Source organism: Amycolatopsis sp. NPDC003861 (assembly GCF_053605405.1).
On record NZ_JBSGJD010000026.1, the window covers coordinates 19,293 to 31,753 of the forward strand.

A 12,461-nucleotide genomic window follows, 5' to 3' on the forward strand; every position below is an offset into this window, starting at 1 on the left:
ACAGAGGCCGAGGACACCGGGATGGAGATCGAGTCCACGGGCGGCCCCGTGCTGCTACGCGAACCCGCCGAGGGCACGCCCCCGGTGATCACCGATGCTGCCGCGCTGGCCAACGCCTGCGCGAAGCTCGCCGCGGGCACCGGCGCGGTCGCCGTCGACACCGAACGCGCGTCCGGCTACCGGTACTGGCCCAAGGCCTACCTCGTGCAGCTGCGCCGCGAGGGTTCCGGCACGGTGCTGATCGACCCGATCGCGCTGGCCGACGACCTCCAGCCGCTGCGCGACGTCCTCAACGACCTGGAGTGGGTGCTGCACGCGGCCTCCCAGGACCTCCCCTGCCTCGCCGAGCTGGGCCTGCACCCGGCGGCGCTGTTCGACACCGAGCTGGCCGGCCGGCTGGCGGGCTACGAACGCGTCGCGCTGGGCACGCTGGTGGAGCTGCTGCTGGGGTACACCCTCGAAAAGGGCCACAGCGCGGCCGACTGGTCGAAGCGGCCACTGCCGGTCGACTGGCTGAACTACGCCGCCCTCGACGTCGAGCTGCTCGTCCAGCTGCGGGAAAAGCTGGAAGCGGAGCTGGGCGCCCAGGGCAAGCTGGAGTGGGCGCGTCAGGAGTTCGAGAACGTGCGGACGGCCCCGCCGCCGCCCCCGCGCGCCGAGCCGTGGCGCCGGACGTCCGGGGTCCACAAGATCCGCAGCCCGCGCGGGCTCGCGGCGGTCCGCGAGCTGTGGCAGGCCCGCGACGAGCTCGCCCGCAAGCGCGACCGCGCCCCGAGCCGCATCCTGCCGGACAGCGCGATCATCAACGCGGTCACGGCGGAGCCCAAGACGGTCGAAGAGCTGCAGGCGCTGCCGGTGTTCAGCGGCCGCGTCCAGCGGAAGTACACGGCGAGCTGGCTCCGGCACCTCCAGGCGGCCCGGGCGCTGCCGGCGTCCGAGCTGCCTTCGCCCTCGCAGCCGACCGACGGGCCACCGCCGGTGAACCGCTGGGCGGACAAGGACCCGGACGCGGCGGCCCGGTTGTCCGCCGCGCGGGCGGCGCTGACGGCGATCGCGGAGGACCGGCGGCTGCCGGTGGAGAACCTGCTGCTGCCGGATCTGGTGCGCCGGACGTGCTGGCGGCCGCCGGCGGAGACGGACGAGGACTCGGTGGCGGAGGTCCTGCGCGCGGGTGGCGCGCGGCCGTGGCAGGTCGAGCTGACCGTGGCGGCGTTGAGCAAGGCGTTGCAGACCACCGCGGCCTGAACGGACAGATCCGGGACAGTTCCCGGAATCGTGCTGTGCCGGACACCGGCTGCCCTAGGCTGCGCCGGAAACGCCGCACCGCCCGAAGGTCACCGATGCCCGATTTCATGTCCGATCAGCCTGCCGTGCAATGCTTTCTCAGCTTCACGCACGAAGATGACAGCTTTCTGAACTTCGTCACACCGCTCAAGTATTCGCTGGAGAAGTTCTGCGCTTCGGCGCACGGACGCAAGATCGAAGTGTTCGTGGACCGCGAAAGCATCGGCTGGGGCGAGGACTGGCGGACGAAGATCCAGGACGGCCTCAACGCCGCCATGGTGTTCATCCCGGCCATCTCGATGAACTACTTCTACGAAAGCAGCGCCTGCCGGGAAGAGCTGACCGCGTTCTACGCCAAGGCGAACGAGCTCGGCCTCACCCAGCTGATCCTGCCGCTGATCGTGCTCGGGCACGAGCTCGTCACCGGCCAGAGCGACGACGCCAACATCCGGATCATCGAAAAGCTGCAGTACGTCGACATCAAGGAGGCGGTGCTGGCCGGCGCGGGCACCGCGGAATGGCGGCGTGCCATGGATCTGGTGGCCGACCGGCTGATCAAGGCGATCCGTTCCGCGGAGGCCGCGCTGGAAAAGCTCAAGAAGTGCGACCGGCTGCTGCTCGAAGGGCACACCCCCGAGAAAGACGGCCCCGGACTGCAGGAATACAAGGAAAACCTCACGAAGATCGGCGAGCTGCTCGAGCGGCAGTTCGACGCGATCAGCCACTCGCTCGACGACCTCGCCGAGGAAATGCGCCAGGTGACCGGCGAAGTCGCCGGGCTGGCGCCGGAGGCGATCAAAGCCCGGGTGGTCCGCGCGGCCGACACGATCAAGCCGATGGCCGTCAACATCCAGCAGGTCGGCACGGCGTTCGAAGCGACCGTCGCGGAAACCGACGCGACGATCCGCTCGTACATGCGCCTGATGGATTCGCACATGACCCCGGAACTGCTGGACCGCGCCCGCCGCGAATACGACGAATTCGTCGAAATGCTGACCGGGCTGATGGAACTGGAAGCGCGGATCACGGAATTCCTGACGCAGATCCGGCCGCTCGAGGCGATCAACGCGCCGTTGCGCGCGGCGATCCGGCCGTTGCGGGTGGGGGCTCAGTCCATGCAGCTCGGGATGCGGACGATGCGGGAGCTTTCCCGGATCATCAGCAATCTGCTCGGTAGTTGCGGGTCTCGTTAGGTCGCTTGGCTTCTGGCTTTCGCCAGTGCCTCGGCCGTCTTCGTCGTCTGCGGGTGCCCTGGCCCCAGCACAGCCTCGAAGCCCTCCACCGCGAATTCGTACGACTCCACCGCTTCCGGCCACTCCCCTCGTCGGGCGTGCACCCGGGCCACCGTGGTCAAGGCGTGCAGCAGGTCCGGGTGTCCCGGGGGCAACGGGGCCGAGGCCAGGGCCGCTCGTGCGTAGTGCTCCGCGTCCTCCAGGCGGTCCGTCTCCGCCAGCGCTCGGCTCAAGAGCACTCTCGCCTCCCACGTCTGACGGTCCTCCGGGCCCGGGTGCGCCACCCTCGCCGCCACCACGGACGCTGCCAGCTCCGCCGCTTCCTCCGGCTCTCCCGCCAGCAGCAGTCCGTACGACAGCCACATGCGGGCCGCCTCCCCGTCGTCCGTTCCCTCGGCCAGCTGGGCTCGCATTCCATCGACCAGCGGGCCCGGGGCACCCAGCTCCGCCTGGATCGTCGTGCGCAGGAACCCGGCCACCGACGCCCACTCGGGTGGGGCCGCGCGCAACGTCTGCTCGGCCTCGTCGAACCTCGCCAGCTCGATCTGGGCCCGGGCGATGTCGGACGTGCAGTCCGTGCTGCCCAGGGACCGGAAGACTTCGATCGCCGGCGCGTACCGGCCCGCGTCGGCCAGTGCGGTCCCGATCGCGTACGTGCAGTGCGCCACCGAATCGTGGTCCGGTCCGCGGACGTACGCATACGCCGAACGGACCGACGCGAACAGCTCCAGTGCCTCGTCCACCCGGCCGGTCTGCGAGCAGCGTGCGGCGATCAGGAACCAGGACGCCAGCGTCGCGTGGTGGCGTGCGCCGAACACGCGGGTCTGGTCCGCCACCAGCGTGCGCAGCCACGGCTCCGTCTCCGGGTCGCGCAGCTCCGCGAGCCGGTCCGCGATCTCGCCGCGCAGCTCGAGCGCTGTCTGGTCGTCCTGGCGACGGCGGCGCTGCAGCTTCGCGTGCAGCCAGGCGATCTCGCCCCGGAGCCGGTCGACGCTCATTCCGCCAGGGCCGCCAGCAGCGCGTGCGCCTCCGCCCGCAGCTCGTCCGTCGGCTCGCCCACGCCCACCAGGCGGACCACCCCGTCGGCGCCCTCGCGCACGTGGGCTTCGACGTCCAGCGCCGGGTCGTCCCGCCGGATCACCGCGATGCTCTCCACCAACCCGAACACCAGGTCCGTCCGGATTCCGACCGCCGCCGGCGCGACACCGGAAGCCGCCACGAGCCGGCCGTACGCCGCCTTCAGCTCCGCGCGCTCGGTGCGGAAACGGGCCAGGTTCGGGGATCCGACCTCCGGCAGCAGGTACAACGCGCCCAGGTTGTGCCGCGCACCGCCCAGCAGGCCGATGTCCGCGTACGCCAGCGCCCACAGCCGGACCGCCGCCGGGGCCTCTCCGGCCACGAGGCGCGCCGCCAGCGCGAGGGACGGGCGGACCGTCTCCGCCAGCAACGCCGCGAGGATGTCTTCCTTCGCCGGGAAGTGGTAGTAGAGCGACGCCTGGCGCAAGCCCGCGCGTTCGGCGATCGCCCTCGTCGTCGTGGCCGCGTACCCGGCTCCGGTGAACAACTCGCCCGCCGCGTCGAGCACGGCCTGGCGCGCGTCGGGACGGTTCGCCGCCGCTCCGCTCGCCCTCGGCCTGCCGACTCCCGACCCTTTGACCACGGACGTGATCTTGCCAGGTCTCCGGCGGCGACACGCGCACGGCGGTGCGGTTACGCCCGGATGTCGTCATTGACGCCGGGTCGATCCGGCCGTTAACCGCGCCCTAACACGGCGGAGATCATCGCGTCGCGGCGAAGACCTAATTTCTGTCGAGCGATCGAAACAAGGAGCCCGCATGACGCCACCCGACGAACTCGCCGCCTTCGGTTACCGCCAGGAGCTCCGCCGGTCGCTGGGCGGGTTCTCCGCCTTCGCCGCCGGGTTCTCCTTCGTCTCCATCCTCACCACCGTCTTCCAGCTCTTCGGGTTCGGCTACACCTTCGGCGGCCCGCTCTTCTTCTGGACGTGGCCGGTCGTCCTGGCCGGCCAGCTGCTGGTCGCGCTCAACTTCGCCGAACTCGCCGCCCGCTACCCGCTCGCCGGATCCGTGTACCAGTGGGCGAAACAGCTCAGCAAAGGCTTCCTGGGCTGGCTCGCCGGCTGGATGATGCTGATCGGCTGCATCGTCGCCCTCGCCGCGGCCGCGATCGCGCTGCAGGTCGTCCTGCCGTCGGTGTGGGACGGCTTCCAGTTCGTCGGCGGCGACAGTTCGGTGACGTCGCCGACCGGCGCGGCCAACGCCGTGCTGCTCGGCACCGTGCTGCTCGTCTTCACCACCGCCGTCAACGCCGGCGGGGTCCGCCTGATGGCGCGGATCAACGACGTCGGCGTCGCGGCCGAACTGCTCGGCGTCGTCGTCCTCATCACCGGGCTGCTCCTGTTCGCCGTCCGCGGCCCGCAGGTGGTGCTGCACGACGCACCCGGTACGAGCGCCGGGATCGGTGGCGTGCTCGCTTCGGCGCTCATGGCGGCGTACGTCCTCTACGGCTTCGACACCGCCGCGTCGGTCGCGGAGGAGACGAAGGACGCGCGCCGGACGGCACCGCGGGCGGTGCTGCGGGCCGTGCTCGTCTCCGGGATCGGCGGCCTCGCCGTGGTCGTCACCGCGCTGATGGCCGCGCCGAGCCTCACCGACGGGCAGCTCGCCGGCAAGGGCCTGCCGTACGTGATCACCGCCGTCTTCGGCGACACCCTCGGCCGGGTTTTCCTCGCCGACGTCGCGATCGCCGTCGTCGTCTGCACGCTCACCATCCAGACCGGCACCGTCCGGCTGATCTACGCGATGGCCCGCGACGGCGCGCTCCCCGCGTCCACCCGCCTCGCCGGGGTCAGCCCGCGCACCGGGACGCCGGTCGCGCCCGCGCTGCTGTCCGGCGCGCTCGCCATCGGGCTGCTGCTGCTCAACGTCGGCAACCCGACGCTGTTCAGCACGATCACCGGGACGTCGGTGGTCGTCGTCTACCTGGCCTACCTGCTGGTGACCGGGCCGCTGCTGGTGCAGCGGCTGCGCGGGCGGGTCCCGGCCGAGCCGGGCCGGTTCTCGCTCGGGCGCTGGGGCGTACCGCTGAACGGAGCAGCCGTTCTGTACGGAATCGGCATGATCGTGAACATCGCCTGGCCACGTGCGGAGATCTACGATCTCGCCGGTTCGGGCTCCCCCTGGATGCTCCTGTTCCCGATAGAGTTCGTCGGCGGCGCACTGGTGATCGGCTGGCTCTGCTGGCTGCGGCTGCGTCCCGCTCCCGCCCTCGAACCCGCGACCTGAGAGAGGACGACCATGAGCACCACCGCGACGCCCCACGGAGCGCGCGACCACGCCCGCGCCCAGGCCGGCACCGTGGTCGACACGATGCCGTCGATCCCGGCGAGCACCTGGCCCGCGCCGCCGGCCGAGGTCGCCCCCGAGACGCTGACCTGGGCCGAAACCGTGGCCGGCGGCGGGTACACGCACAAGGTGCTGGCCCGCGGCACGCGGCTGCGGCTGACCGACGTCGACGGCGACGCCTGCGCGCACCTGCTGCTGTTCAACGCCGACGGGCCGTGGGAGCGGCTGAACGTCGCGGACACCGTCAAGGTGCAGTGGAACGCCTACCTCGGCGAGTCGGTGGCGCTGCTGTCGGACCAGGCGCGGGTGCTCGCCACCATCGTCGCGGATTCGAGCGGGCAGCACGACGCGCTCTGCGGAACGTCCACTGTGGACGCCAACATTGAGCGCTACGGCGACGGGGCCCCGGAAAGCCCCTCCCCCGCCGGGCTGCCGCTGCTCACCCTGGCGGCGGCCAAGAACGGCCTCGGGCCGCGTGATCTGCCGCCGAGCCTGTCCTTCTTCCAGGGGGTGCGGGTCCAGCCGGAGGGCGGCCTGGAGTTCACCGGTTCCGCGGGCGCCGGCCGGTCGGTCGACCTACGGATCGAGATCCCGTCGATCGTGCTGATCGCGAACGTCGCCCACCCGGTCGACCCGCGGCCGGACTACACCGTGACCAAGCTCGAAGTCCTCGCCTGGCGCGACCGGCCGACCACCCCGGACAGTCCGGAATGGACCCACACGCCGGAAGCGCAGCGCGCGTTCGAGAACACCGCCGACTACCTGACCGCACGGGGGATCGCATGAGCACGGCCTACGAATCCCAGCTGGAAGTCAGCGTCGACGTTCCCGCGCGGGCGCCGTACTCGACGGTGCTGCAGCAGGGCCAGGAGCTGGCGATCATCGACCTCGGCGGCAACCAGGCCGTCGACTTCCTCTGCTACGACGCGAACGACACCGCCAAGCGCTACAGCGCGGCCGCGACGATCGCCGCGCAGGGCAACATCTTCCTGACCACCGGCAGCGTCCTGCGCACTCAGGAAGGCGCGCCGCTGCTCACCGTCGTCGCCGACACCTGCGGCCGCCACGACACGCTCGGCGGCGCGTGCAGCAAGGAGTCCAACAGCCTCCGCTACGGCCAGCACACCCGCTACCAGCACGCTTGCGTCGAAAACTTCCTCATCGAGGGCGCCAAGTGGGGCCTCGGCAAGCGCGACCTGGTCAGCAACGTCAACTGGTACATGAACGTGCCGGTCGAAGAAGACGGCACACTCGGCATCGTCGACGGCATTTCCGCGCCGGGCCTGGAAGTCCGGCTGCGCGCCGAGACCGACGTGCTGGTGCTCGTTTCGAACTGCCCGCAGATCAACAACCCGTGCAACGGGTTCGACCCGACGCCGGTGCGGATGGTCGTCATCTCCCCGGGAGTCGGCGCGTGAGGCTGCTCGTCGCCAACCGCGGCGAAATCGCGGTCCGGATCCTGCGCAGCGCGAAGGAACTGGGTCTCGAGACCGTCGCGGTGCACTCCGACGCCGACCGCCTCGCCCCGCACGTCCGGCTGGCCGACCGGGCCGTCCGGCTCGGCCCGGCGCCCGCGGCGGAGAGCTACCTGCGGGCCGACGCCATCATCCGGGCCGCGCTCGACACCAGCTGCGACGCGATCCACCCCGGCTACGGGTTCCTTTCGGAGGACGCGGCGTTCGCGCGGGCCTGCGAAGACGCCGGGATCGCCTTCGCCGGGCCGTCGCCGGAACACCTGGAAGTGTTCGGCAGCAAGCACACCGCGCGCGAAGCGGCGATCGCGGCCGGCGTCCCCCTGCTCGCCGGCACCGGTCTGCTGTCCGATGTGGACGAAGCGCTGGCCCGTGCGGAGGACATCGGCTACCCGGTGATGCTCAAGGCGACCGGCGGCGGGGGCGGGATCGGGATGCGCGCTTGCGCGTCGCCGGACGAGCTGCGCGCCGCCTGGGACACCGTGCGCAGCGTCGCCGCCAAGAGCTTCGCCAGTTCGGGGGTCTTCCTGGAACGCCTGGTGACCCGCGCGCGGCACGTCGAGGTCCAGGTGTTCGGCGACGGCTTCGGCGAGGTCCTGGCCCTGGGCACGCGCGACTGCTCGCTGCAGCGGCGCAACCAGAAGGTCGTCGAGGAGTGCCCGGCGCCGGACCTGCCCGAGGACGTCCGGAAGCACCTGGTGGAGTCCGCCGTCGCACTGTGCTCGTCGGTGCGGTACCGCTCGGCGGGCACGGTCGAGTACGTCTACGACGCCGAGCGCGGCGAGGCCGCGTTCCTCGAGGTCAACACCCGGCTGCAGGTCGAGCACCCGGTCACCGAGGCGGTCTACGGCGTCGACCTGGTCGCCTGGATGCTCCGCCTCGCCCAGGGCGACCGCGCGATGTTCCGCGCGACCCCGGTCCCGCGCGGGCACGCCGTCGAAGCGCGCGTGTACGCCGAAGACCCGGGCGCCGGGCACCGGCCGAGCGCGGGTCTCGTCACCCGGGTCACCCTGCCCGCGGACACCCGCGTGGACACCTGGGTCGAGCCGGGCACGACCGTCACCACGCACTACGACCCGTTGCTGGCCAAGGTGGTCTGCACCGGCGCCGACCGCACCGAAGCGCTGGCGAACCTCCGGGAAGCGCTCGCCGCGACCCGGTTCGACGGCGTCCAGACCAACCTCGGGCAGCTCCGGTCGGCGGCCGCCGACCGGGCATTCGACGCCGCCGCGCACGACACGTCCACTTTGGACGACGTCGGGGACGCGGAGCCGCGGATCGACGTCGCGCGCGGCGGGACGATGACGACGGTGCAGGACTGGCCGGGCCGCACCGGGTACTGGGCCGTCGGGGTGCCGCCGAGCGGGCCGATGGACGACCTCTCGCTGCGCCTGGGCAACCTCGCGCTCGGCAACCCCGAGGGCGCGCCCGGCCTGGAGTGCACTGTGGACGGTGTCGCGCTCCGGTTTTCGCACGCCACCGAGGTGTGCGTCACCGGCGCCCCGACGACCGTGCTCGTCGACGGCGCCGAGGTTCCGCTGTGGACCCCCGTCGAGGTCCCGGCGGGCGCGACCCTCGACGTCCGGGCCTGCACGGCCGGGCTGCGCAGCTACGTCCTGGTGCGCGGCGGTGTCGACGTGCCCGAGTTCCTCGGCAGCGCGGCGACGTTCACGCTGGGCAAGTTCGGCGGGCACGGCGGCCGCGCGCTGGCCGCCGGGGACGTCCTGCGGCCCGGACCGGCGCCCGCGGACCCGGTCGTGGGGCCGGTGCCGGCCGCCGAACGCCCGGACTTCGCTCCCCAGTGGACGATCGGCGCGCTCGAAGGCCCGCACGCGGCCCCGGAGTTCTTCACCCCGGACGACGTCGACACGTTCTACGCCACGGACTGGCAGGTGCACTTCAACTCGGCGCGCACCGGCGTCCGGCTCGTCGGGCCGCGGCCGAAGTGGGCGCGGCCGGACGGCGGCGAGGCGGGCCTGCACCCGTCGAACATCCACGACACGCCGTACGCGATCGGCGCCGTCGACTACACCGGCGACCTGCCGATCCTGCTCGGCCCGGACGGCCCCAGCCTGGGCGGGTTCGTCTGCCCGGCGACGGTCGCCACCGGCGAGCGCTGGAAGCTCGGGCAGCTGCGCCCGGGTGACACCGTGCGGTTCGTGCCGATCGGCACCGACCACGCGGCGGCGCTGCGGACGCGGCCGGCCTCGGCGGTCGAACCGAGCCGGCCCGCGCGCGACGACGGCGGTGTCCTCGCGCGGATGCCCGCGTCCGGCGAGGAGCCGTCGGTCACCTACCGCCGCAGCGGCGACGACAACCTGCTCGTCGAGTACGGCGAGATGACGCTCGACCTCGCGCTGCGGATGCGGGTGCACGCGCTCGCCGAGCGCCTGACGACCGAAGGCGTGCCGGGAATCGTGGACCTGACGCCGGGCATCCGGTCGCTGCAGGTGCACGTCGACCCGGACGCGCTGCCGGTCGGCAAGGCCCTCGGGCTGGTCCGCGAGCTGGAGCGGGACCTGCCGCCGACGCACGACCTCGTCGTGCCGAGCCGCAGCGTGCGGCTGCCGCTGTCGTGGGACGACCCGGCCACCCGCGAGGCGATCGAGCGGTACATGACCGGCGTCCGCGACGACGCGCCCTGGTGCCCGTGGAACATCGAGTTCATCCGGCGCGTGAACGGGCTGTCCAGTGTGGATGACGTGTTCCGGACGGTGTTCGACGCGGAGTACCTGGTGCTCGGCCTCGGCGACGTCTACCTCGGCGCGCCGGTGGCGACACCGCTGGACCCGCGCCACCGCCTGGTGACGACGAAGTACAACCCGGCCCGGACCTGGACGGCGGAGAACTCCGTCGGCATCGGCGGCGCGTACCTCTGCATCTACGGCATGGAGGGCCCGGGCGGTTACCAGTTCGTCGGGCGCACGATCCAGGTGTGGAATAGCTGGCGCGGCGGGGACCAGCCGTGGAACCTGCGGTTCTTCGACCGGATCTCCTGGTACCCGGTCTCGGCCGAGGAGCTCCTGGACCTGCGGGCGCAGAGCGCGTCCGGGACGCTGCAACTCGACACCACCGAGGGCTCCTTCGCCCTGGCGGACTACCAGCAGTTCCTCGCGGACAACGCCGGGAGCATCGCCGAGTTCCGGGCGACGCAGGCGGCGGCGTTCGAGGCGGAGCGGCAGGCGTGGGCGGCGGCGGGCGAGTTCGACCCGAAGCCCGAGCCGGTCACCCGGCCCCCGGCGCGGGTCGAGGCACCGCCGGGCGGGCACGTCGTGGAGGCGCCCTTCGCGGCGACGGTGTGGCGGGTCGACGTCACCGCGGGCGAGCGCGTCGAGAACGCGCAGTCGCTGGTGACGCTGGAAGCGATGAAGACCGAGGCGCGGATCCCCGCGCCGGCGAGCGGTGAGGTGGTCGAGGTGCTCGTGTCCCCCGGTGACCAGGTGGCCCCCGGCACGCCGCTGGTGGTGCTGGGATGAGCGCCCTCGAAGAGCGGGTACGAGCGGCTTACCGGCGGATCGAGCAGGTGGACCGGCCGGAGATCTGGATCGACCTCCGGCCGGAAGCCGACGTCCTGGCCGAGGCGGCGGCCCTGCCGGAGCACGGGTTGCCGTTGTACGGGAAGCTCGTGGCGGTCAAGGGCAACATCGACGTCGCCGGGCTGCCGACGACGGCGGGCTGCCCGGACTACGCGTACAAGCCGGAGGCCGACGCGCCGGTGGTGGCGCGGCTGCGCGCAGCCGGGGCACTGGTGCTCGGCACGACGAACCTGGACCAGTTCGCGACCGGGCTGGTCGGGACGCGCAGCCCCTACGGCGCGGTGCGCAACGCCGTGGATCCCGCCTACGTTTCCGGCGGGTCGAGTTCGGGGTCCGCGGTGGCTGTCGCGTTGGGGATCGTGGATCTCGCCTTGGGGACGGACACCGCGGGGTCCGGCCGGGTGCCCGCGGCGTTCAACGGGATCGTCGGCCTCAAGCCCACCCCGGGGCTGCTGCCCACGGACGGAGTCGTCCCGGCGTGCGCGAGCATCGACTGCGTCTCGCTGTTCGCGCGGACGGTCGAGGAGGCGTCGTTCGCGCTGACCTGCCTGGCCGAACCCGCGCAGGTCCACACGGGACGGTTCCGCCTCGGCGTCCCGGCCCCGGACCAGCTGGGGCCCCTGGCGCCCGGCTGGGCGGAGGCGTTCGACGCGGCGGTGGCGGACTACGCCGCGGCCGGCGCCGAAGTGACCACTGTGGACATCTCGGCGTTCCTGGAGGCGGCGCAGCTGTTGTACGGCGGCGCATTCGTCGCCGAGCGGTACACGGCGGTCGGCGAGTTCATCGACGCGCACCCGGACGCGGTCGACCCGGTCGTGCGCTCGATCATCGGCCCGGCCCGGGACATCCCCGCGCACCGGCTGTTCGCCGACCAGGCCACCCTGGCCGGCCTGCGGGCGGCGGCGCTGGTGGCGCTGGCGGGCGCCGACGCACTCCTGCTCCCGACGACGACCGAGCACCCGACGATCGCGGAGGTCGCGGCGGACCCGGTGGCGGTCAACGCCCGCCTGGGCCGGTTCACCAACGCCACCAACCTGTTCGGGCTGTCGGCGCTGGCTGTCCCGGCGGGAACGGTGGCCGGCCGCCCGTTCGGCGTGATGTTCCTCGGCGCGCCGCACGACGACCTGAAGCTGGCGGCTTTGGCGGGACTGCGCTCGTCGCGCATCCCGATCGTGGTGGTCGGAGCGCACCTGAGGGGCCAGCCGCTGAACCACGAGCTGACCTCCCGCGGCGGCCGGTTCGTGTCGGCGGTCTCGACGGCGGCCGCGTACCGGCTGTACGCGCTGGACACGGTGCCGCCGAAGCCGGGCCTGGTGCGGGTGGCGTCCGGCGGCGTGTCGGTGGCCGCCGAGGTCTGGGACCTGCCGGCGCGCGGCTTCGGCGAGTTCGTGGCCGGCATCCCGGCGCCCCTGGCCATCGGCAAGCTGGAACTGGCCGACGGCAGGCGGGTCTCCGGCTTCCTGTGCGAGCCGTCGGCCACGGAAGGCGCGGAGGACATTTCGGCGAAGGGCGGGTGGCTGGCACACCTGGGCATCGGGTAAACGGGTTGCGCGGCAGGGTGACACTGAAGTC

At 72.5% G+C, this 12,461-nt stretch carries 9 protein-coding genes; 7 read left to right on the plus strand and 2 right to left on the minus strand.

The window, feature by feature from the left end:
- Positions 1 to 21 precede the first annotated feature (21 nt).
- The gene (locus ACWEVN_RS09920) at positions 22 to 1,245 is read left to right on the plus strand and encodes an HRDC domain-containing protein (protein WP_452050974.1); all 1,224 of its coding nucleotides are present in this window, start codon (positions 22 to 24) and stop codon (positions 1,243 to 1,245) included.
- A 107-nt stretch (positions 1,246 to 1,352) separates the two neighbouring features.
- A complete protein-coding gene (locus ACWEVN_RS09925) occupies positions 1,353 to 2,477 on the plus strand; it encodes a toll/interleukin-1 receptor domain-containing protein (RefSeq protein ID WP_452050975.1) in 1,125 nt (374 codons plus the stop codon).
- Here ACWEVN_RS09925 and ACWEVN_RS09930 read toward each other — a convergent pair.
- Complete coding sequence (locus tag ACWEVN_RS09930) at positions 2,474 to 3,514, minus strand: tetratricopeptide repeat protein (protein ID WP_452050958.1); 1,041 nt, start codon at positions 3,512 to 3,514, stop codon at positions 2,474 to 2,476. The two genes, ACWEVN_RS09925 and ACWEVN_RS09930, sit on opposite strands and share 4 nt — an antisense overlap.
- Entirely contained in the window at positions 3,511 to 4,176 is a 666-nt protein-coding gene (locus ACWEVN_RS09935; protein WP_449683871.1) for a TetR/AcrR family transcriptional regulator, read from the minus strand. The genes ACWEVN_RS09930 and ACWEVN_RS09935 overlap by 4 nt, the downstream gene beginning before the upstream one ends.
- 175 nt (positions 4,177 to 4,351) lie before the next feature.
- Here ACWEVN_RS09935 and ACWEVN_RS09940 point away from each other — a divergent pair, with 175 nt between their 5' ends.
- From ACWEVN_RS09940 to ACWEVN_RS09960, 5 genes are read left to right on the plus strand one after another with little or no spacing between them, the layout of a single operon-like run.
- Positions 4,352 to 5,821 (plus strand): amino acid permease, encoded by a 1,470-nt coding sequence (locus tag ACWEVN_RS09940; RefSeq protein ID WP_449683870.1) that lies wholly within the window; start codon positions 4,352 to 4,354, stop codon positions 5,819 to 5,821.
- Positions 5,822 to 5,833: 12 nt separating this feature from the next.
- Complete coding sequence (locus ACWEVN_RS09945; protein WP_449683869.1) at positions 5,834 to 6,667, plus strand: urea amidolyase associated protein UAAP1; 834 nt, start codon at positions 5,834 to 5,836, stop codon at positions 6,665 to 6,667.
- Positions 6,664 to 7,299 (plus strand): urea amidolyase associated protein UAAP2, encoded by a 636-nt coding sequence (locus ACWEVN_RS09950; RefSeq protein WP_310974915.1) that lies wholly within the window; start codon positions 6,664 to 6,666, stop codon positions 7,297 to 7,299. The genes ACWEVN_RS09945 and ACWEVN_RS09950 overlap by 4 nt, the downstream gene beginning before the upstream one ends.
- On the plus strand, positions 7,296 to 10,829 hold the full coding sequence (gene uca, locus ACWEVN_RS09955; protein WP_452050959.1) for an urea carboxylase: 3,534 nt from the start codon (positions 7,296 to 7,298) through the stop codon (positions 10,827 to 10,829). The genes ACWEVN_RS09950 and uca overlap by 4 nt, the downstream gene beginning before the upstream one ends.
- On the plus strand, positions 10,826 to 12,430 hold the full coding sequence (locus ACWEVN_RS09960; protein ID WP_452050960.1) for an allophanate hydrolase: 1,605 nt from the start codon (positions 10,826 to 10,828) through the stop codon (positions 12,428 to 12,430). The genes uca and ACWEVN_RS09960 overlap by 4 nt, the downstream gene beginning before the upstream one ends.
- Positions 12,431 to 12,461: the final 31 nt, after the last annotated feature.